Origin of the sequence: Pseudomonas putida (assembly GCF_009883635.2) — a bacterium.
In the GTDB taxonomy this organism is placed as follows: domain Bacteria; phylum Pseudomonadota; class Gammaproteobacteria; order Pseudomonadales; family Pseudomonadaceae; genus Aquipseudomonas; species Aquipseudomonas putida_W.
Window position 1 is genome coordinate 1,177,270 of the sequence record NZ_CP026115.2, and the last position, 19,385, is coordinate 1,196,654.

The 19,385-nt window shown below is 61.0% G+C and carries 21 protein-coding genes and 3 tRNA genes; 7 read left to right on the forward strand and 17 right to left on the reverse strand.

Going from position 1 to position 19,385, the window contains the following annotated elements; all coding sequences use genetic code 11:
- The 14 genes from pal to C2H86_RS05370 all read right to left on the reverse strand — a co-directional run bounded on the left by pal (position 1) and on the right by C2H86_RS05370 (position 11,096).
- Positions 1-498, reverse strand: coding sequence for a peptidoglycan-associated lipoprotein Pal (pal, locus tag C2H86_RS05305; RefSeq protein ID WP_023381906.1), 498 nt, complete (start codon positions 496-498; stop codon positions 1-3).
- A 55-nt stretch (positions 499-553) separates the two neighbouring features.
- Positions 554-1,834 carry a Tol-Pal system beta propeller repeat protein TolB gene (gene tolB, locus C2H86_RS05310; RefSeq protein WP_152955760.1) on the reverse strand — a complete coding sequence of 427 codons (1,281 nt, stop codon included), beginning with the start codon at positions 1,832-1,834 and terminating at the stop codon, positions 554-556.
- 17 nt (positions 1,835-1,851) lie between these two features.
- The gene (tolA, locus tag C2H86_RS05315) at positions 1,852-2,928 is read right to left on the reverse strand and encodes a cell envelope integrity protein TolA (RefSeq protein ID WP_159411721.1); all 1,077 of its coding nucleotides are present in this window, start codon (positions 2,926-2,928) and stop codon (positions 1,852-1,854) included.
- Positions 2,928-3,380, reverse strand: a complete 453-nt coding sequence (gene tolR, locus C2H86_RS05320; RefSeq protein WP_008090221.1) for a protein TolR — start codon at positions 3,378-3,380, stop codon at positions 2,928-2,930. The genes tolA and tolR overlap by 1 nt, the downstream gene beginning before the upstream one ends.
- 14 nt (positions 3,381-3,394) lie before the next feature.
- Positions 3,395-4,090 carry a protein TolQ gene (gene tolQ, locus C2H86_RS05325; protein WP_054883398.1) on the reverse strand — a complete coding sequence of 232 codons (696 nt, stop codon included), beginning with the start codon at positions 4,088-4,090 and terminating at the stop codon, positions 3,395-3,397.
- A gap of 2 nt (positions 4,091-4,092) precedes the next feature.
- Entirely contained in the window at positions 4,093-4,545 is a 453-nt protein-coding gene (ybgC, locus tag C2H86_RS05330; RefSeq protein WP_054883399.1) for a tol-pal system-associated acyl-CoA thioesterase, read from the reverse strand.
- A 125-nt stretch (positions 4,546-4,670) separates the two neighbouring features.
- Complete coding sequence (ruvB, locus tag C2H86_RS05335) at positions 4,671-5,717, reverse strand: Holliday junction branch migration DNA helicase RuvB (protein WP_159411722.1); 1,047 nt, start codon at positions 5,715-5,717, stop codon at positions 4,671-4,673.
- The gene (gene ruvA / locus C2H86_RS05340) at positions 5,714-6,331 is read right to left on the reverse strand and encodes a Holliday junction branch migration protein RuvA (RefSeq protein ID WP_027919956.1); all 618 of its coding nucleotides are present in this window, start codon (positions 6,329-6,331) and stop codon (positions 5,714-5,716) included. The genes ruvB and ruvA overlap by 4 nt, the downstream gene beginning before the upstream one ends.
- 109 nt (positions 6,332-6,440) lie before the next feature.
- Positions 6,441-6,965 (reverse strand): crossover junction endodeoxyribonuclease RuvC, encoded by a 525-nt coding sequence (gene ruvC / locus C2H86_RS05345; RefSeq protein ID WP_060510186.1) that lies wholly within the window; start codon positions 6,963-6,965, stop codon positions 6,441-6,443.
- A gap of 140 nt (positions 6,966-7,105) precedes the next feature.
- The gene (locus C2H86_RS05350; RefSeq protein ID WP_159411723.1) at positions 7,106-7,852 is read right to left on the reverse strand and encodes a YebC/PmpR family DNA-binding transcriptional regulator; all 747 of its coding nucleotides are present in this window, start codon (positions 7,850-7,852) and stop codon (positions 7,106-7,108) included.
- Positions 7,853-7,961: 109 nt separating this feature from the next.
- A complete protein-coding gene (aspS, locus tag C2H86_RS05355; protein WP_027919959.1) occupies positions 7,962-9,737 on the reverse strand; it encodes an aspartate--tRNA ligase in 1,776 nt (591 codons plus the stop codon).
- Between the two features lie 94 nt (positions 9,738-9,831).
- Positions 9,832-10,053, reverse strand: a complete 222-nt coding sequence (locus C2H86_RS05360) for an FmdB family zinc ribbon protein (protein ID WP_159411724.1) — start codon at positions 10,051-10,053, stop codon at positions 9,832-9,834.
- A 92-nt stretch (positions 10,054-10,145) separates the two neighbouring features.
- Positions 10,146-10,472 (reverse strand): ribbon-helix-helix domain-containing protein, encoded by a 327-nt coding sequence (locus tag C2H86_RS05365; protein WP_159411725.1) that lies wholly within the window; start codon positions 10,470-10,472, stop codon positions 10,146-10,148.
- 150 nt (positions 10,473-10,622) lie between these two features.
- Entirely contained in the window at positions 10,623-11,096 is a 474-nt protein-coding gene (locus C2H86_RS05370; protein ID WP_159411726.1) for a Dps family protein, read from the reverse strand.
- A gap of 277 nt (positions 11,097-11,373) precedes the next feature.
- Between C2H86_RS05370 and C2H86_RS28540 the strand changes: the two genes are divergently transcribed.
- Positions 11,374-11,967 carry a cold-shock protein gene (locus C2H86_RS28540; RefSeq protein ID WP_159411727.1) on the forward strand — a complete coding sequence of 198 codons (594 nt, stop codon included), beginning with the start codon at positions 11,374-11,376 and terminating at the stop codon, positions 11,965-11,967.
- A gap of 39 nt (positions 11,968-12,006) precedes the next feature.
- On the opposite strand, the gene C2H86_RS05380 is transcribed toward C2H86_RS28540, so the two are convergent.
- Both C2H86_RS05380 and C2H86_RS05385 read right to left on the reverse strand, forming a co-directional pair.
- A complete protein-coding gene (locus C2H86_RS05380; protein WP_103445283.1) occupies positions 12,007-12,213 on the reverse strand; it encodes a SlyX family protein in 207 nt (68 codons plus the stop codon).
- A gap of 1 nt (position 12,214) precedes the next feature.
- Positions 12,215-12,634, reverse strand: coding sequence for an HIT family protein (locus C2H86_RS05385; RefSeq protein ID WP_159411728.1), 420 nt, complete (start codon positions 12,632-12,634; stop codon positions 12,215-12,217).
- 739 nt (positions 12,635-13,373) lie between these two features.
- On the opposite strand from C2H86_RS05385, the gene C2H86_RS05390 reads away from it, so the two are divergent.
- The 3 genes from C2H86_RS05390 to C2H86_RS05400 all read left to right on the forward strand — a co-directional run bounded on the left by C2H86_RS05390 (position 13,374) and on the right by C2H86_RS05400 (position 17,492).
- Positions 13,374-14,642 (forward strand): OprD family porin, encoded by a 1,269-nt coding sequence (locus C2H86_RS05390; protein ID WP_159411729.1) that lies wholly within the window; start codon positions 13,374-13,376, stop codon positions 14,640-14,642.
- A 160-nt stretch (positions 14,643-14,802) separates the two neighbouring features.
- Entirely contained in the window at positions 14,803-16,518 is a 1,716-nt protein-coding gene (locus tag C2H86_RS05395; RefSeq protein WP_159411730.1) for a proline--tRNA ligase, read from the forward strand.
- A 20-nt stretch (positions 16,519-16,538) separates the two neighbouring features.
- Positions 16,539-17,492 carry a hypothetical protein gene (locus tag C2H86_RS05400; protein WP_159411731.1) on the forward strand — a complete coding sequence of 318 codons (954 nt, stop codon included), beginning with the start codon at positions 16,539-16,541 and terminating at the stop codon, positions 17,490-17,492.
- Between the two features lie 33 nt (positions 17,493-17,525).
- Here the strand turns inward: C2H86_RS05400 and dinB are convergent, their stop codons facing one another.
- On the reverse strand, positions 17,526-18,584 hold the full coding sequence (gene dinB / locus C2H86_RS05405) for a DNA polymerase IV (protein ID WP_163986006.1): 1,059 nt from the start codon (positions 18,582-18,584) through the stop codon (positions 17,526-17,528).
- A gap of 208 nt (positions 18,585-18,792) precedes the next feature.
- Here dinB and C2H86_RS05410 point away from each other — a divergent pair.
- The 3 genes from C2H86_RS05410 to C2H86_RS05420 all read left to right on the forward strand — a co-directional run bounded on the left by C2H86_RS05410 (position 18,793) and on the right by C2H86_RS05420 (position 19,292).
- A tRNA-Met gene (locus tag C2H86_RS05410) sits at positions 18,793-18,869 on the forward strand.
- 136 nt (positions 18,870-19,005) lie between these two features.
- Positions 19,006-19,082, forward strand: a tRNA-Met gene (locus C2H86_RS05415).
- 133 nt (positions 19,083-19,215) lie between these two features.
- A tRNA-Met gene (locus C2H86_RS05420) sits at positions 19,216-19,292 on the forward strand.
- Positions 19,293-19,385: the final 93 nt, after the last annotated feature.

Consider the following 19,385-nt stretch of genomic DNA (forward strand, 5'->3'; position numbering starts at 1 on the left):
TTACTTACGCAGTTCTACGCGACGGTTCTGAGCCCAGGACTGCTCGTCGTTGCCGGTGGCAACTGGACGCTCTTCGCCGTAGGAGACCAGTTCCAGCTGAGCAGGGGAAACGCCCTGCAGAACCAGGTAGCGCTGAACGGCTTTCGCACGACGCTCACCCAGAGCCATGTTGTACTCGCGGGTGCCACGCTCGTCGGTGTTGCCTTCCAGGACAACGCGGTTGCCGTTGGCTTTCAGGTCCTTGGCGTGAACGTCCAGAGCGCGCATGGCTTCTGGCTTCAGGTCCGAGCTGTCGTATTCGAAGTAGAAGGTGGTGATTGCGCGCAGGGCGGCTTCTTCGCTCAGGGAACCGTCAACAGCGCCAGTGTTGGCACCGTAGCCAGCGTTCGGGTCAACAGCGCCTTCACCAGCGTTGTCACCGCCTTTCGAGGAGCAACCTACAGCTACGGCCATGGCCAGAGCCAGCGCAGCAAATTTACCAAACTTCAGCATTTCCATCGTGAAACTCCTAATGAAACCCCAGTGTGTTAAGCAAAAACGTATTACGCCGCAATCAGTTCAGGTAAGGGGACCAGGACGGTTCTCTGACTTCGCCTTGAGCGGTAGGAAGTGGGAGCCTCACACGGCCGTTAAGCGACACGAGCATCAAGACTCCCCGGCCCTGCTGGCGGGTGGCGTAGATTAGCATGGTGCCGTTAGGCGCGACAGTGGGCGACTCATCAAGACTCGTTTCCGAGAGAATCTTTACACTTCCGCGCTGCAAGTCCTGTGCCGCCACCTTGAAGTTGGTGAAACCCTGCTGGCGATGGATCATCACCAGGGTCTTTTCGTCCGCCGACAGTTTCGGGTTGGCGTTGTAGTTACCCACGAATGTCACACGCTCGGCACCACCACCACTGACCGACTGCTTGTAGATCTGCGGCTTGCCGCCACGGTCAGAGGTGAAGTACAGGGTGTTGCCATCCTTGCCCCAGAACGGTTCGGTGTTGATGCCCGGGCCTGCAGTAACGCGGCTGATCTGGCGCGAAGCCACGTTCATCACGTAGATGTCCGGGTTGCCGTCCTTGGACAGCACGAACGCCAGGCGCGAACCATCAGGCGACCAGGCTGGCGCGCCGTTCAGGCCTTCGAAGTTGGTCACCTGCTCGCGGCGACCGGTATCGATGTTCTGGACGAAGATACGCGGGCGCTTCTGCTCGAACGAAACATAGGCGATACGCTTGCCATCCGGCGCGAAGCGTGGCGACAGGATCGGCTCACGCGACTGCAACAGGGTCACCGCACGGGCACCGTCGTAGTCCGAGCGCTGCAGGGTGTAGCGAGTGTTGTTGGTGGAGAAGCGCTCGGCCGTCACGTACAGCATGCGGGTAGAGAACGCACCCTTGATGCCGGTGAGCTTCTCGAACGACTGGTCGGCAATGTAGTGCGCCATGTCGCGCAGCTGATCGGTGCTGCCCGCTACGCTACCGGTCAGCACTTGCTGCTCGGTGGCGACGTTGAACAGCGCGTACTGCACCTGCAGGCGACCGCCTGAAGGCACGATGCTGCCAACCATCACGTACTGGGCACCCAGCGCTTTCCAGTCACGGAAGATGACTTCGCTGGCCTGGGTAGGCTGGCTGATCATGTTCTGACGCGGAATCGGCGAGTAGTAGCCCGAATTGCGCAGGTCGTTGCCGATGATATCGGCCATGTCTTCTGGCAGCACACTGCCACCCTGCAGACCGAACGGCACTACCGCGATGGGCGTGGCCCGATCGCTGCCGCTGGTGACCAGGATGTTCTTTTCCTCTGCCATGGCCATGCCGGCCACGCAGCAGAGCATGACCAGCATTCCTCGAAGGAGTTTAATCACAACGCTAGATCCTCAGGAGTAAATGTCATCTTGAACGAACGATAACGATTGAAATCGCTCGGCTTCATACCCTGCATCTCGGTCAAACGACCGATATTCTTCACTGCCGCCACCGCCGAACTGTCGAACGGACCATCGCCACTGGACTTGATCACGCTGACACCGGTGACGGTGCCGTCCGGCAACATGTTGACCTGCAGGGTCACCGTCATGCCCTTACGCGCGGAAGGCGGACGTGCCCAGCCCTCGGCCGCGCGCATGCGGATCAGGTCGTCGAAGTCGCCGGCCACCTGGTCACCTTGCTCGTCAGCCAGGGCCTGCTGCCGCTCGGTGGTGTCGGACAACAGCTCGGCCAAGGCCTGGGCTTTCTTGTCTTCCGCCGACTTGCGGGCCGCTTCCTGTGCCTTCTTCTTCTGAGCATCTGCAGCGGCCTTTTTCTTGGCCTCTTCAGCTGCCTTCTTCTTCGCATCCTCAGCCGCCGCTTTCTTCTTGGCGTCCTCGGCTGCTTTCTTCTTCGCGTCCTCGGCGGCCTGCTTCTTGGCCTCCTCGGCTGCTTTTTTCTTGGCTTCTTCCTCGGCCTGCTTCTTCGCCTCTTCCTCGGCCTTCTTCTTGGCGATGTCGGCCTGTTGCTTCTCGGCGGCCTTCTTCGCCTCTTCGGCCTTCTTGGACTCGGCGGCTTTCTTCGCTTCGGCAGCTTTCGCAGCTTCCTCGGCCTTCTTGGCTTCGGCGGCTTCGCGTGCTTCTTCAGCCTTTTGAGCGGCGTCGGCTTTCTTTTGTTCCGCGGCCTTGATGGCCTCCTGCTCGACCTTCTTCTGCTCCAGCTGCTCGACTTCGGTCTGGCGCGAGGCGGTTTTCTTCGCTTCCCCGGCAATCTTCTGATTGGTCTGGGTAGTCGCCTGGCTCTTGGACTTGAGCTGATACAAGGTAGCCTGAACGATCGGCTTGGAAGGCGGCAGTTCAGGCGTCATGGCAAAGCTGACGAACAGCAGGGCGAACACCAGCACATGCAGGCCGATGGCCCAGACACTGGGCCAGAAGTAGCTTTCCGAGGCGGATGGCTCTCGCTGTTGCATCAGGGCGCCTCGGTAATCAGGCCAACGTTACCGACACCGGCCTTCTGCAACCCGCCCATGGCGCCCATGACGGCGCCGTAGTCGACAGCCTTGTCGCCACGAATGAAGACCTGGGTCTGCTTGCCCTGGTCGCGACCGGCGGCAATGATCTTGGTCACTGCGCTGGTCATGTCCGGCAAGGTCATGGCCTTGTCCATCTGCTTGTCGGTGTCGACTTCGCTGCCGAGGTTCCAGTAGTAGGTCTTGTCGGCCTTGATGGAGATGGTGAGGATCTGGACGTTGTTGTCCTGCGGCAAGGCTTCGCTGGAAACCTTGGGCAGGTCGACCTTCACGCCCTGGTTGAGCATGGGCGCCGTCACCATGAAGATGACCAGCAGCACCAGCATCACGTCGATGTAGGGCACCACGTTCATCTCGGCGACGGGCTTGCGTTTGTGGCGAACTCGGGCCATGGGCTTCTACCTGATTACTCTTCGCTGGTGTGCACTTTGCGGTGCAGGATCGCCTGGAACTCGTCGGCGAAGGTGTAGTAACGGCCGATCAGCACTTCGCTGCGCGCCGCGAAACGGTTGTAGGCGATGACCGCTGGAATGGCCGCGAACAGGCCGATGGCAGTGGCGACCAGCGCTTCGGCGATACCCGGGGCCACGGTGGCCAGGGTGGCCTGCTGGGCACTGGCCAGGCCGCGGAACGAGTTCATGATGCCCCACACGGTACCGAACAGGCCGATGTACGGGCTGGTCGAACCCACGGTGGCGAGGAACGGCAGGCTCTGCTCGAGCTTTTCTTCTTCACGGGAGATGGCCACGCGCATGGCACGCGCCACGCCTTCCATGACCGCATCCGGGTCAACGCCCTGCTGCTGGCGCAGGCGCGAGAACTCCTTGAAGCCGGCACGGAAGACCTGCTCCACACCGGAATCCGGGTCCGGGTTGCTGCCTGCCTGACGATACAGCTTGGACAGGTCGATACCCGACCAGAAGCGCTCCTCGAAGGCATCCAGCGCACGACGACCGGCGCGCAGCATGGTGCTGCGCTGGAAGATCATGATCCATGAGGTGACCGAGGCGGCCACCAGGGTCAGCATTACCAGCTGTACCACCACGCTGGCATTGCTGACCAGACTCCACATGGAGGTATGGTCGACGACGTTAGCTTCCACGCTTATTCTCCTGCGTTCGATTGATTACCCGAGCCGTCCGCCACAAAGGCGTCGCGCAGCTCCGGGGGTATGGCTCGGGGTTTGAAAGTGTCGGCGCGCACGGCGGCCACCAGGAACTGCCCTTCGCAGAGCAGCGTTTCATCTTTTTCCCGCCAGACCTGCTGCACGAAGCGCAGGCTGGCGCGATTGAGTTCAAGTACTTGCGCTGTGACCCTGAGCTCGTCGTCCAGGCGTGCCGGCGCGTGATAGCGGGCTTCGCTGGAATGAACCACGAACAGCAGGTTGTCCTCGGCCAACTGCGCCTGGGAAAAACCCAGATGCCGCAGGCGCTCGGTGCGCGCGCGCTCCATGAATTTCAGGTAATTGACGTAATACACCACGCCACCGGCATCGGTATCCTCGTAATAGACGCGACAACGGTGTGCGAACGGTTCCAGGCCATTTTGCGCGCGCATACTCTAGTGCTTACTCCTCAGCTTGCCAATCCGCTGCGGCAACTGTTTTTTCTTCATTAATGTCGAATTGCCAGCGCGCCATCGGCATGCCAGCGGTAGGACCACGAAAAGCCGGTTTTGATCTGTCATTCATCGCCTGGCTCGGAAAATTCACCTGCGCCTCCCAGGCTGCCAGGCACATTCAAGCCAAAGTGCAGGTAGGCGTGCCGGGTGACCACACGGCCGCGCGGCGTGCGCATGATGTAACCCTGCTGGATCAGGTAGGGCTCAAGCACATCCTCGATGGTGTGGCGCTCCTCGCTGATGGCTGCCGCCAGGTTGTCCACGCCCACCGGGCCACCGTCGAACTTTTCGATCATGGTCAGCAGCAGGCGGCGGTCGGAATGGTCGAAACCGCGCTCGTCGACGTCCAGCAGGTTCAGCGCCATGTCGGCCACGGCCTTGGTGATCTGGCCCTTGCCGCGCACCTCGGCATAGTCGCGCACGCGGCGCAGCAGGCGGTTGGCAATACGTGGCGTGCCGCGGGCGCGCCGGGCGATCTCGTAGGCGCCGTGGTCCTCGATGGCCAGGCCAAGAATGCTGGCCGAGCGGCTGACGATGGTCGCCAGGTCCTTGTCGCTGTAGAACTCCAGGCGCTGGACGATACCGAAGCGGTCACGCAACGGGTTGGTGAGCATGCCTGCGCGAGTGGTGGCGCCAACCAGGGTAAACGGTGGCAGGTCGAGCTTGATCGACCGGGCCGCAGGGCCTTCGCCAATCATGATGTCGAGCTGGAAGTCCTCCATCGCCGGATACAGCACTTCCTCGACCACCGGTGACAGGCGGTGAATTTCATCGATGAACAGCACATCGTGCGGCTCGAGGTTGGTCAGCATCGCCGCAAGGTCGCCCGGCCGTTCGAGGATCGGGCCCGAGGTGCTCTTGACCGACACGCCCATCTCCTGGGCGATGATATTGGCCAGGGTGGTCTTGCCCAGCCCGGGAGGACCGAAGATCAGCGTGTGATCGAGCGACTCGCCGCGCCCGCGTGCCGCCTGGATGAACAGCGCCATCTGCTCGCGCACTACCGGCTGGCCGATGTACTCGTCCAGGCGCAGCGGGCGGATCGCACGGTCCTGAACCTCTTCTCGGTCGCGGCCACTGGCGGCAATCAGGCGGTCGGCTTCGATCACTTGGTAATCATCCCTTTAAGGCTGCGACGAATGAGTTCTTCGCTGCTCAGGCCGGCCTTGTCCTTGATCGCTGCGATAGCCTTGCTCGCTTCCTGCGGCTTGTAGCCCAAGGACACCAGGGCGCTGACCGCGTCGGCCTCGGCAGACGACTCGCTGGCCACCGGCAGCGGGCCATCGGAGACCAGGGTGAACATGGCCGGAGAGGTTTCCCAGGCCTTGAAGCGATCCTTCAGCTCGACCAGCAGGCGCTCGGCGGTTTTCTTGCCGACACCGGGCACGCGCACCAGCACCGAGGCGTCCTGGGCCTGCACGCAGCGCACCAGTTCGTCCACTTCCAGGCCGGACATCAGCGCCAGTGCCAGCTTGGGGCCCACACCATTCAGGCGGATCAGTTCGCGGAACAGCTCGCGCTCGCGCTTTTCAGCAAAACCGTAGAGCAGGTGGGCGTCTTCACGCACCACCAGATGGGTATGCACGGTCACCGGCTCGCCAACCTTGGGCAGGCGATACAGCGTAGTCATCGGCACTTCCAGCTCGTAGCCCACGCCATTGACATCGATAATCAGGTGCGGCGGCTGTTTTTCCGCCAGGGTGCCGCGCAAACGTCCAATCACGTTCCGATCCTTTCTCTCGGGGAGCCGGTCGAAGACCGCTCAACCCTATCAGCAAATGCACCGGGTGAACGTTTCACCCGAACAAAATGTGTATCAGCGCATGAAGCGCTTAAAGACGCAAGCGCCCACCGCGTCGCCGCGCCGTGGCCAGGCCGTGGGGCACCAGGCTGGAACGGGTGTGGGCATGGCACAGGGCGATGGCCAGGGCGTCCGAGGCATCGATCTGCGGCTTCTGGGTCAGCTTGAGCAGGTGCATCACCATCAGCATCACCTGCTCTTTATTCGCCCCGCCGCTGCCGGCGACGGCCTGCTTGACCTGGCTGGCGCTGTATTCGGCGATTTCCAGGCCGGCTTCAGCGGCAGCAACGATGGCCGCACCGCGAGCCTGGCCCAGCTTGAGCGCAGAATCGGCGTTGCGCGCCATGAACACCCGCTCGATGCCCATGGTCACCGGACCGTGCTGGGCGATGATCTCGCTGACACCGCGAAAAACAATCTGCAACCGCTCAGGCAACTCGCCGCTGCCCGTGCGGATACAGCCCGACGCCACGTACTCGCAACCACGGGCGGTCTGGCGGACCACACCGTAGCCGGTGATGCGCGAGCCGGGGTCGATACCAAGAATCAGAGTCATAGCGCCTGCATGTTCAAAATGTACCGGCCTATTCGCGAGCAAGCCCGCTCCCACAGAGACCGCACCAAACCCGAGCCTGATGCAATACCGGTGGGAGCGGGCTTGCCCGCGAATAGGCCTTCAAAGCCAACGGAAGAACCTTAGCCGAGTTTTTCCATGATCTCGTCGGAGATCTGCGCATTGGAGTAGACGTTCTGCACGTCGTCCAGGTCTTCGAGCATGTCGATCAGCTTGAGCACCTTCTCGGCGCCCTCCTGGTCCAGTTCGGCGCTGGTGGTCGGCTGCATGACGATTTCCGCGTCGGCGGCCTTGAAGCCCGCCTCTTCCAGCGCGTTACGCACGGCGTAGAAGCTGTTGAACGAGGTGAACACCTCGAACGAACCATCGTCGTTGGCCACCACGTCGTCGGCATCTGCCTCCATCGCGGCTTCCATCAGGGCATCTTCATCGATGCCCGGGGCGAAGCTGATCTGGCCCTTGCGCTCGAACAGATAGGCCACCGAGCCGTCGGTACCGAGGTTGCCGCCACACTTGGTGAAGGCATGGCGCACGGCGGCGGCAGTCCGGTTGCGGTTGTCGGTCATGGCCTCGACCATGATCGCCACGCCACCCGGGCCATAGCCTTCGTAGCTGAGTTCTTCGACGTTGTCGCTTTCGTTGGTGCCAGCACCACGGGCCACGGCGCGATCGATGATGTCACGGCTCATGTTGGCGCCCAGGGCCTTGTCCAGCGCCAGACGCAGGCGCGGGTTGGAGCCTGGGTCGGCACCACCCTGCTTGGCAGCGACGGTCAGCTCACGGATCCACTTGGTAAAGACCTTGCCTCTCTTGGCATCCTGGCGCTCTTTGCGGTGCTTGATGTTCGCCCACTTGGAATGACCAGCCATAACGACTCCGAATCCTTGAAACAGAAACAGGTTCCGCCCCGAAGGGCGGAACGTGGGAATACTGCGCCGAAGCGCCGGGGCGCACCCGCCGGGATGCGCCCGGGGCCGATTACTCGACCTTGGTCTGCTCGCGCAGACGGATGTGCAGCTCGCGCAGGGCCTTGGCGTCGACCATGCCAGGGGCCTGGGTCATGACGCACGCGGCGCTCTGGGTTTTCGGGAAGGCGATCACTTCGCGGATCGACTGAGCGCCGGTCATCAGCATGACCAGGCGGTCCAGGCCGAAGGCCAGGCCACCGTGAGGCGGTGCACCGAACTTCAGGGCGTCGAGCAGGAAGCCGAACTTCTCTTCCTGTTCTTCTGCCTCGATACCCAGCAGGCGGAATACCGCTTGCTGCATCTCCTTGCGGTGGATACGGATCGAACCGCCACCCAGCTCGGTACCGTTCAGGACCATGTCGTAGGCACGGGACAGCGCGGTGGCCGGGTTGGCCTCGAGCTCTTCCGGGGTGCACTTCGGCGCGGTGAACGGGTGGTGCAGCGCGGTGAAGCTGCCGTCTTCGTTCTCTTCGAACATCGGGAAGTCGACGACCCACATCGGCGCCCACTCGCAGGTCAGCAGCTCGAAGTCGTGACCCAGACGGATACGCAGCGCGCCCAGGGCCTCGCTGACGACCTTGAACTTGTCGGCACCGAAGAACACGATGTCACCGTCGACAGCACCAACGCGGTCGAGGATGTTGTTGAGGTTGGCCTCAGGGATGTTCTTGACGATCGGCGACTGCAGGCCTTCGACGCCTTTGGCGCGCTCGTTGACCTTGATGTAGGCCAGGCCCTTGGCACCGTAGATGCCGACGAACTTGGTGTACTCGTCGATCTTGCTGCGCGGCATGCTGGCGCCGCCTGGCAGGCGCAGGGCGGTGACGCGGCACTTCGGATCGTTGGCCGGGCCGGCGAATACCTTGAAGTCGACATCCTTCAGTTGGTCGGCAACGTCGACCAGTTCCAGCGGGATACGCAGGTCAGGCTTGTCGGAACCGTAGCGGCGCATGGCCTCTTCGAAGGTCATGTGCGGGAATTCGCCGAATTCCAGGTCCAGCACTTCCTTGAACAGCTTGCGAATCATGCTCTCGGTGAGGCCCATGATCTCGGCTTCGTCGAGGAAGCTGGTCTCGATGTCGATCTGGGTGAATTCCGGCTGGCGGTCAGCACGCAGGTCTTCGTCGCGGAAGCACTTGGCGATCTGGTAGTAGCGATCGAAACCGGCAACCATCAGCAACTGCTTGAACAGCTGAGGCGACTGCGGCAAGGCGAAGAAGCTGCCCGCGTGGGTACGGCTCGGCACCAGGTAGTCACGCGCGCCTTCTGGAGTGGCACGGGTGAGGATCGGGGTTTCGACGTCGAGGAAGCCGTTTTCATCGAGGAAACGACGAATGCTGCTGGTGATGCGCGAACGCAGGCGCAGCTTGTCGGCCATTTCTGGGCGACGCAGGTCGATGAAGCGGTAGCGCAGGCGGGTTTCCTCGCCGACGTCGGAGTACTCGTTCAGCGGGAACGGTGGGGTTTCCGCTTCGTTCAGTACGTTCAGCTGATAGCCGAGGATCTCGATGGCACCGGACGCCATGTTGGCGTTCACTGCGCCGTCCGGGCGCTTGCGCACCTTGCCGGTGATCTGCACGACGTACTCGCTGCGCACGCGGTCAGCGGCGGCGAAGGTTTCGGCGCGATCCGGGTCGAACACGACCTGGGCCATGCCTTCGCGGTCACGGATGTCGAGGAAGATCACCCCGCCGTGGTCGCGGCGACGATGGACCCAGCCGCAAAGGGTGACTTCCTGGCCGTCCAGGCTCTCGTTCAGTTGGCCGCAATAATGGCTGCGCATCATGATGGTGGTTTCGCTTCTCGTGATTCGTGTATTCGTTGGAGGCCTTGGCCGCCCGGAGGGCTAATACTGCAAGACCCGGCTACTGCAATTCAACTCAGTCGGCCTTGTCGCCGCCTGCCAGGTTCTTTTTCGCCCCGGTCTTGAAGTCGGTTTCGTACCAGCCATTGCCACTCAGGCGAAAACCGGGGACCGACAACAGTTTCTTCAATGCCGGCGCCTGACAGGCCGGGCAGTCGGTCAGCGGCACGGCGCTGATCTTTTGCAGCGCCTCCATCCGGTGATCGCAGGAAGCACATTGATAGTCATAAAGGGGCATGAACGTCTCTCGTCAACCACAACGCTGGCTGCCGGGGCAGCAAAAAGCGGGATTATATATGGTTAACCGACACTGCGCAGCCCGCCGGGCGATCAGCGTGCACTCGGCGGATCGCGCAACCAGGCGACGCAGATCACCCGGATCAGCCCGCTGAAGTTGCGCACCCCGCCCTGACGCAAGTGCACTTCGCGATCGACATAGGACAGCACGGCACTGACCGAGCACTGGTTCGCTGCAGCGATCTGCTCGAGGATACCCCAATACACCGCCTCCAGGCGCAGGCAGGTGGAAAAACCATTCAACCGCACCGAACGCGAGACAGGCTGAGTCTGCAACATGTCGAAATCGTTCTTGAACGGGTCGATGCACTGCTTGCCAGGCCAGTGCCCTACCCTCACCGCACGCTTGATTGCTTGCATCGCGCCACTTCCTCAGTTCATTCAACTGGGGCTCAATGAAGCGCGGAGCGAGGTCTCCAAAGCAGCGGCAAAGCCTTCCCGCACAAACGAAGAGGCCCGACTGAAGCGGATTCAGCCGGGCCCGCGGATAAGCCCTACAGACTTAACCGATTACTTACCGTCCAGCAGCACCCGCAGCATCCAGGCCGTCTTTTCGTGCACCTGCATGCGCTGGGTCAGCAGATCAGCGGTCGGCTCATCGCTGACCTTTTCCACCACCGGGAAAATGCTGCGGGCAGTACGCACCACGGCCTCTTGCCCCTGCACCAGCTGGCGGATCATCTCGTCTGCAGGCGGAACACCCTCTTCCTCCTTGATCGAGGAGTGTCGCGCATAGAAGGCATACGAGCCTGGAGCCGGGAAGCCCAGCGCACGTATCCGCTCGGCGATCGAGTCAACCGCCAGCGCCAGTTCGTTGTATTGCTCCTCGAACATCAGGTGCAGGGTGCGGAACGACGGACCGGTGACGTTCCAGTGGAAGTTGTGGGTTTTCAGATACAGCACGTAGGTATCCGACAACAGGCGGGAAAGCCCTTCGACGATGGACTTGCGATCTTCTTCACTGATACCGATATCGATTGCCATGAAGTTCCCCTTTCCATAAGGCTTGATGATCAAGCGGGCCCGACACACTGTATCAATACTTGGCGCAATCTGCCCATGACACAGGGCAAGCCATCGGCACCTGCCGGCTGCGGTTTGAGAAGCCCCCGTCTTTGCTGTTAAATAGGCACTGTGCCACCCGTGCGGACTGTCATTGCCGGGTGCATAGGCTGGCCTCCACGTGTTCGCGCTTTACACCTCATGCGCACCGTGCCGCCAGCTCTTCCTGTGATCGGCCTTATCAACTGTGAGCCAACCCATGTTCAAGATCGTCCATCTGGTGACGGGCGTTGCGGCTTTGCTGCTATCGCTCATGCCCAGCCTCAAACCCGACGCAACACCCTTCCTGCAGCAACCCGACGCGGTCTATCTGACCCTGCTCGGCCTGCTCAACCTGCTGCTGGCCCCGGTCGTGCCGCTGTATTACCGCGGCGCACGGCAACAACTGCAATACCTGGCCTGCGCCCTGCTCGTGGTAGCCGTGGTCCTGCAGACCCTGACCTTGCTGGCGCGCCCGGAAATGGGCAACCTGGCGGCGCTGGTCTGCGCCGCACTGGCCGTCGCCCTGCACCTGTTAGCTGGCTTCGCCCGCAGCGGCAAGAAGGCCCGCGCCAGCCAAGGTGCGCCACTGGAGGCCGGCAAGCGTGATACCGGCACCGTGAAGTGGTTCAACACCTCCAAGGGCTTCGGTTTCATTTCCCGCGATTCGGGCGATGACATCTTTGTCCACTTCCGCGCGATCCGCGGCGAGGGCCACCGCATCCTGGTCGAAGGCCAGCGCGTGGAGTTCTCGGTGATGCACCGCGACAAAGGCCTGCAGGCCGAAGACGTGGTCGCGGTGAACCGCCGCTGACCCTGCGCCGCCCTGGGGCAAGCCCAGGGCGGCGACTTGTCAGTAATGAGGTGGCGGCGCCTCTTCCCCTTCACTGCCGTACTGTCCGACCATCTCTTCATAACGCTTGATCAGCTCGGCCACCTGCAGTTGCAGGCGTTCGATGACCCGCCCCTGCTCGACCACCACATCATTCAGCGCCTGGATCGTGTCGTCCTGGAACGCCTGACGGGTTTCCAGCTCGATGATGCGCAACTCCGCCGACATGTCAGACCTCCTGGTAATCATGGGTCAGCAGCGCACGCAGACGCTGACGAATGGCTTGTACCTGCTCCGGCGCATACCCGACGGCCGGCACCTTGCCCCAGACCGGCGCAGGCCAGGCTGCATCGCCGTGACGGCGGACGATGACATGCATGTGCATCTGGCTGACCACGTTACCCAGGGTGGCAACGTTCATCTTGTCAGCCGCGAACTCGCGCTTGAGCGCTTCGGCGAGGTAAGTGGTTTCTTTCCACAGCTGCGCCTGGTCTTCCTGGCTCAGGTCGAACAGTTCGCTCACACCTGCACGCTTGGGCACCAGGATGAACCACGGGTAGTTGGCATCCTTGCTGAGCAGCAGACGGCACAGCGGAAAGTCACCCAGCACCAGGGAGTCCTGCTGCAAACGCGAATCCATATCAAACACGATCAATCTCCAACAATAACCATATGCGCCAAGGATACTCTGCTTCGCCCGCGCCAGCATGCGCCAGACGCGCGCCTGCACGCTTTAAGCTCATGAATCTCCACGACTTGCACAACGGCGGTAACACAGCGCTACTTTTCGCACCAAAATGAGGCCGCAAAAGTGTGCGGCACTACGCTTCTACCCACACCAATGACTCAGGATCAACAGTTGTCGGTAACACATTGACTTTTATGGCAGCTTTTTCTTTTAGCCCGCCCATTAAAGCTGGCACACCATCAGACAACTCTCACCCCGTGTTTTCGGCAGTTTCCGACCTTTGGCAGCGGGCATTGTGAAAATTTCATGAACCGTTGTTAATTTTGAGCACGCTTGTTGCATTCTCTTCACGCCAAGTCGGCACGACACCTGCATTGACCGGGTGACGCGACAAATAACAACAGCGAGATTGGGTACACCAGGGAGTTTCCCCAGCCAGAATCTGTAGTTACAGAATCGTTACGGCGAAGGAACAGCGCTGGCGTTGTACGACCCGGTTAATCGGGACGTGATTTGCGACATGGAAATACCTGAAAGCGACATGACAATAAAGTTCCCGAAAGGATGTTTTTTGCCATATCGCCAACAACAGTCAGCGTGCTATACATTTCCGCCGACATAACAAGAAAGAGCTGCTCCATATAACTAAAACACTTGGACGCAGCGGTACTCTTCCTAAAAACCAAAGGAGCAAATCACGATGCGCGTGATGAAGTGGAGCATGATCGCCCTGGCCGTTGCGGCAGGGACCTCGCAGATGGCAGTGGCCTCTTCCCAGGACGAGTCCAAGGGTTTCCTCGAAGACAGCAAGCTGAACGTCAAGACTCGCATGCTGTACTTCAGCCGCGACTTTCGTAACAACGAGCCAGGCACCCAGAGCCGCGTTGAAGAAACCGGCCTCGGCTTCCTCGGCACTTACGAGTCGGGCTTCACCCAGGGCGTGGTCGGCGTCGGCATCGATGCCATCGGCATGCTCGGCGTGAAACTGGACAGCGGCAAAGGGCGTCACAGCACAGGCCAGTTCCCGACTGCCAGCGACGGCCGTGCGCAGGACGAGTTCTCCGAAGGCGGCGGCGCGGTCAAACTGCGCATCTCCGACACCGTGCTGAAAGTCGGCGACCAGTTCACCGCCCTGCCAGTGTTCGCAACCGATGACAGCCGCCTGCTGCCAGAAGTCGCCCAGGGCGCGCTGATCACCAGCAACGAAATCAAGGGCCTGACCCTGAACGCCGGTCGCTTCACCGCACTGAACGCCCAGTCCCAGACCTTCCATGACAGCCTGCACCTGAAAGAAGCAGACGTTATCGGTGGCACTTACGCCTTCACCGACAACCTGTCTACCAGCCTGTACTACTCCAAGGTCGAAGACTTCTGGCGCAAGTACTACGCCAACGTAAACTGGGCGCTGCCGCTTTCCGACAAGCAGGGCCTGGTGTTCGACTTCAACATCTATGACACCAAGAGCGATGGCTCGGCCGAATACCTCGCCTACGATGGCGACAAGCTGGACAACCGCGCGTTCAGCCTGTCTGGTGCGTACAACATCGGCGCCCATACCTTTACCCTGGCCTATCAAAAAGTCACCGGCGACGGCGACTATGGCTACGGCGTCGACGGTGGCGGCACCATCTTCCTGGCCAACTCCGTGGCCCGCTCCGACTTCAACGCCGAAGACGAGAAATCCTGGCAGGCTCGCTACGACCTGAACTTCGCCGAATTCGGCGTGCCAGGCCTCACCTTCATGACCCGTTATGTACGCGGTACCGGCGCCAATGTCACGGGCACCGACAACGGCAAGGAATGGGAACGCGACGTGGACATCAAGTACGTGCTGCAGGAAGGTCCAGCCAAAGACCTGAGCTTCCGCGTCCGTCAGGCCACCTACCGCTCAGCCGATGGCGTTTACTACGGTTCGAGCTCGATCGACGAACTGCGCCTGATCGTCGAGTACCCGCTGAGCATCCTGTAAGCCTGGCTTATAGTGCCCTGCACCTGAAAAAGCCCGGCACACTTGCCGGGCTTTTTCTTGGCTGACAACGGCCACGCCCTGGGGCATTCTGTACGCCTTCGTTTCGCCCCCGTACAATGCGGGGCTATTTCAACGTCTTAGGCAATCGACACGGCTAACCATGCGCACCAGTCAATATTTGCTCGCCACCCAGAAAGAAACCCCTGCCGACGCAGTGGTCATCAGCCATCAGCTCATGCTGCGTGCCGGCATGATCCGCAAACTGGCCTCCGGCCTGTACACCTGGCTGCCGATGGGCCTGCGGGTGATGCGCAAGGTCGAAAACGTTGTGCGCGAGGAAATGAACGCCGCCGGCGCCCTGGAAGTGCTGATGCCCAGCATCCAGCCTGCCGAGCTGTGGCAGGAATCCGGCCGCTGGGAACAGTACGGCCCTGAGCTGCTGCGCCTGAAAGACCGCCACCAGCGTGATTTCTGCGTCGGCCCGACCCACGAAGAAGTGATCACTGACCTGGCCCGCAACGAGCTGTCCAGCTATAAACAGCTGCCACTCAACATGTACCAGATCCAGACCAAATTCCGTGACGAGATTCGCCCACGCTTCGGCCTGATGCGCGGCCGCGAATTCATCATGAAGGACGCCTACTCCTTCCATGCCGACCAGGCTTCCCTGCAGGAAACCTACGACCGCATGCACCAGGCGTACACCAATGTCTTTACCCGCCTGGGCCTGGACTTCCGCCCAGTGCAGGCCGACACCGGCTCCATCGGTGGCAGCTACTCCCACGAATTCCACGTCCTGGCCGAGTCGGGCGAAGACGACGTGATCTTCAGCGACAGCTCCGACTACGCCGCCAACATCGAGAAGGCCGAAGCCATCCCGCGTGAGACCGTGCGCCCTGCTCCTACCGAGGAACTGCGCCTGGTCGACACCCCGGAAGCCAAGACCATCGCCCAACTGGTGGAAAACCACGGCCTGGCAATCGAAAAGACCGTCAAGACCCTGATCGTGCGCGGCGCCGAAGAAGGCAAGCTGATCGCCCTGATCGTCCGTGGCGACCACGAGCTCAATGAAATCAAGGCCGCCAAGCTGGAACAGGTTGCCGACCCGCTGGTCATGGCCACCGACGCCGAACTGCGCGAGGCCATTGGTGCCGGTGCCGGTTCGCTCGGCCCGCTGAACCTGCCACTGGAAATCGTGATCGACCGCTCGGTCGCCCTGATGAGCGACTTCGGCATCGGCGCCAACATCGACGACAAGCACTACTTCGGCGTGAACTGGGAACGTGACCTGCCCGTTCCACAGGTTGCCGACCTGCGCAATGTCGTCGAAGGCGACCCAAGCCCGGATGGCCAGGGCACCCTGGTGATCAAGCGCGGCATCGAAGTCGGCCATATCTTCCAGCTCGGTACCAAATACAGCGAGGCACTCAAGTGCCAGGTCCTGGGTGAGAACGGCAAGCCGGTCATCCTGTCCATGGGCTGCTACGGCATTGGTGTATCCCGCGTGGTCGCCGCCGCCATCGAGCAGAGCTACGACGACAAGGGCATCATCTGGAACGACGCCCTGGCACCGTTCCAGATCGCCCTGGTACCGCTGCGTTACGAAACCGAGGTAGTCCGCGAGGCGACCGACAAGCTGTACGCCGAATTGACCGCAGCCGGCTACGAGGTGCTGCTGGACGACCGCGACAAGAAGACCAGCCCCGGCATCAAGTTCGCCGACATGGAGCTGATCGGCATTCCACACCGCATCGTCGTCAGCGACCGCGGCCTGGCCGACGGCAACCTGGAGTATAAGCACCGCACCGAGTCGGAAGCCCAACAGCTGCCGCTCAATGAAGTGCTGACCTTCCTGCAGGCCCGCGTTCGCCGCTGATAATCAATGCACGAGTAATCATGTCCAAGCGAAGTACCTATACCCTGGGGGGCGCCGCACTGTGCGGCGCCCTGTTCGCCAGCGGTTGCGCCAACCAGATGTCCCAGCGCAGCGATCATGAGGAGCGTGTCGAGCGAAAGCTGCTCGAACATACCCTGCAGATCGATGTCGGCGAGCCGAAGGTGATGGAGCTTCCGCAACGGCGTGTGCGCATCCATGAGCAGAAGCGTTTCGAGGTCATCGAATACGAGGTCACTCGCCGCTACGACCGCTACACCCCTTACCAACCGTGGCGGGAGATCTACGAGATCCCGCTCGGCGCGGTAGCCGTGGTGGCTGGGATTGGCGCCAACGTGGTCAACGTGTTCGCCCTCGGCAACCTGCCGCAGAGCATGACCCACGACTGGCTCAGCTACGGCGTGGACGGCCTCAACCCGTTCATGAACACGCCGTCCAATGGCCGCGCCCAGCAGAACCTGGCGGGCATCAGCGAAGTGCAGAAGGACAAGCGCGAAGAGTTCACCAGCGTGCCCTGGAGCGAACGGCTGGTCGAGGTCAAGGCGGGCAAGATGACCCACGAACTGACCACCGACAGGAACGGCGTGCTACGCCTGAACCTGCTGGACAGCCCGTTTTCGGAACAGCACCTGAACCACGTCGGCACCTTGCACCTGCAGGTGGTCGATGAGGACAACGCGATCCGTGGCGATGCCAGCCTGCTGGTCAGCGCCACCTTGCGCAACAAGCTGCGCGAGGCTCATGAGCTGATCTTCGATGACCTCGAGGATGACGATGTCGGCCAGTGGGTACACCGGGTCAAGCGCTTGTCCGAGCTGGGCCTGGAAGAGGAAGCCAGCGAAATGGAGCAAAGCCTGATCGAGCTGACACGCAACGATCCGGAGCTGCAGCAGGAATTCCTCTCTGCACTGACCAAGGCCACTGGCCGGTTGGTCGCTGATCCCGGCGTGCAGTAACTATAAAGAAGGGGCCGTTTTTACGGCCCCTCCTTAATTGCCTGAGAACAGCTCCAACTGCTCATGCGCCCCGCGCAAATCCCTCAGCCTCACCCCCACCCCCAGCAAGCGCACCGGCTTGCCACCCCGGGCGAACGCCTGGCGCAGCAACTGACGGTAGCTTTCCAGGTCCCTGCCCGCCCCCGCTTGCTCCATGGTGGTCTGGCTGAAGTCATGGAACTTGACCTTGACAAAAGGCTTGTCGGGCCGGTAACTGCTGTCCATCCGGGCAATCCGCTCATTAAGGCTTTCGAGCAATTCAGGCAACCGTTCGAGGCAACTGGCCAAATCCGGCAGGTCGTTGTCATAGGTGTTTTCCACGCTGACCGACTGCCTGCGACTATCGTTGTGAACCGCACGCTCATCGATTCCGCGCGCCAATCCCCAGAGCCGCTCGCCAAAACTGCCGAATTCACGCGCCAACGCCAGCCGCGACCACTCACGCAAGTCAAGACAGGTGTCGATCCCCAGGCGGTTCAACTTGTCCGCAGTCACCTTGCCCACACCATGCAGCTTGGCCACCGGCAAGGCAGCAACGAAGGCCTCGACCTGCTCCGGGGTAATCACGAAGATTCCATTGGGCTTACGCCAGTCGCTGGCGATCTTGGCCAGAAACTTGTTCGGGGCCACCCCTGCAGATACCGTGATATGCAGGGTACGGGCGACCCGTCGGCGAATGTCCTCGGCGATTCGCGTAGCACTGCCGGCATACCACTGGCTTTCACTGACATCCAGGTACGCCTCATCCAGTGACAACGGCTCGATCAAATCGGTGTAGTCACGAAAAATGGCGTGAATCTCGCGCGAAGCTTCCCGGTAAGCCTCAAAGCGCGGCTTGACGATTTCCAGGTCCGGGCAAAGCTTGAGGGCATGCCGGGACGACATGGCTGAACGCACGCCATAGGCACGTGCTTCATAATTGCAGGTGGCGATTACCCCGCGCCGGTCAGGGGAACCACCGACAGCCATGGGGCGACCGGCCAGGCGCGGGTCGTCACGCATCTCGATGGCAGCGTAAAAACAATCGCAGTCGATGTGGATGATCTTGCGCAAAGACATTGATGACGGGCACCACTGTAAATTCATACAGATAGTAGCGCATGCCGCTGACACTGAGACAGACTGCGTCGATAATCGGCTTGCAAGCCCCGTGGCGCCTGAGCCGCAGCCAGGCATTGACGCTAAGGGATTGAACGAAAAAGGGTTTTCTACGATATCGCTTGACATGGTCAGGGAAATCCGTAGAATTCGATCTCACAGGCGCGGGATGGAGCAGCCTGGTAGCTCGTCGGGCTCATAACCCGAAGGTCGTCGGTTCAAATCCGGCTCCCGCAACCAGATTCGAGAAAAGGCCACTGTTAACGCAGTGGCCTTTTTCTTTTGCCTCGATTTTAATCAGCGAAAGAAAAATCAAAGAAATCAACAAGTAAAGCTTGACACTCAGTGCTTAAGCTGTAGAATTCGATCCCACAGGCGCGGGATGGAGCAGCCTGGTAGCTCGTCGGGCTCATAACCCGAAGGTCGTCGGTTCAAATCCGGCTCCCGCAACCAGATTCGAGAAAAGGCCACTGTTAACGCAGTGGCCTTTTTCTTTGCCTGAAATTCAACACTTGAATTAATTGCTCGCCATTGTGCAGTTAGTTCTTGACTTGGCCGTCCGAATCTATAGAATGCGCACCTCTGACGCGGGATGGAGCAGCCTGGTAGCTCGTCGGGCTCATAACCCGAAGGTCGTCGGTTCAAATCCGGCTCCCGCAACCATATTCGTCAGAACAAACCCCGCCTGTGTAACAGCAGCGCGGGGTTTGTTGCATTTCGTCGCCTGATAACCCCCTTGTACTTCACCCAAACCCG

Excerpts from the sequence above, each read along its gene's own strand:
- pal (WP_023381906.1), bottom strand. The coding sequence starts at position 498 with ATGGAAATGCTGAAGTTTGGTAAATTTGCTGCGCTGGCTCTGGCCATG.
- tolB (WP_152955760.1), bottom strand. The coding sequence starts at position 1,834 with ATGCTGGTCATGCTCTGCTGCGTGGCCGGCATGGCCATGGCAGAGGAA.
- tolA (WP_159411721.1), bottom strand. The coding sequence starts at position 2,928 with ATGCAACAGCGAGAGCCATCCGCCTCGGAAAGCTACTTCTGGCCCAGT.
- tolR (WP_008090221.1), bottom strand. The coding sequence starts at position 3,380 with ATGGCCCGAGTTCGCCACAAACGCAAGCCCGTCGCCGAGATGAACGTG.
- ybgC (WP_054883399.1), bottom strand. The coding sequence starts at position 4,545 with ATGCGCGCGCAAAATGGCCTGGAACCGTTCGCACACCGTTGTCGCGTC.
- ruvC (WP_060510186.1), bottom strand. The coding sequence starts at position 6,965 with ATGACTCTGATTCTTGGTATCGACCCCGGCTCGCGCATCACCGGCTAC.
- C2H86_RS05350 (WP_159411723.1), bottom strand. The coding sequence starts at position 7,852 with ATGGCTGGTCATTCCAAGTGGGCGAACATCAAGCACCGCAAAGAGCGC.
- aspS (WP_027919959.1), bottom strand. The coding sequence starts at position 9,737 with ATGATGCGCAGCCATTATTGCGGCCAACTGAACGAGAGCCTGGACGGC.
- C2H86_RS05360 (WP_159411724.1), bottom strand. The coding sequence starts at position 10,053 with ATGCCCCTTTATGACTATCAATGTGCTTCCTGCGATCACCGGATGGAG.
- C2H86_RS05365 (WP_159411725.1), bottom strand. The coding sequence starts at position 10,472 with ATGCAAGCAATCAAGCGTGCGGTGAGGGTAGGGCACTGGCCTGGCAAG.
- C2H86_RS05370 (WP_159411726.1), bottom strand. The coding sequence starts at position 11,096 with ATGGCAATCGATATCGGTATCAGTGAAGAAGATCGCAAGTCCATCGTC.
- C2H86_RS28540 (WP_159411727.1), top strand. The coding sequence starts at position 11,374 with ATGTTCAAGATCGTCCATCTGGTGACGGGCGTTGCGGCTTTGCTGCTA.
- C2H86_RS05380 (WP_103445283.1), bottom strand. The coding sequence starts at position 12,213 with ATGTCGGCGGAGTTGCGCATCATCGAGCTGGAAACCCGTCAGGCGTTC.
- C2H86_RS05390 (WP_159411729.1), top strand. The coding sequence starts at position 13,374 with ATGCGCGTGATGAAGTGGAGCATGATCGCCCTGGCCGTTGCGGCAGGG.
- C2H86_RS05395 (WP_159411730.1), top strand. The coding sequence starts at position 14,803 with ATGCGCACCAGTCAATATTTGCTCGCCACCCAGAAAGAAACCCCTGCC.
- C2H86_RS05400 (WP_159411731.1), top strand. The coding sequence starts at position 16,539 with ATGTCCAAGCGAAGTACCTATACCCTGGGGGGCGCCGCACTGTGCGGC.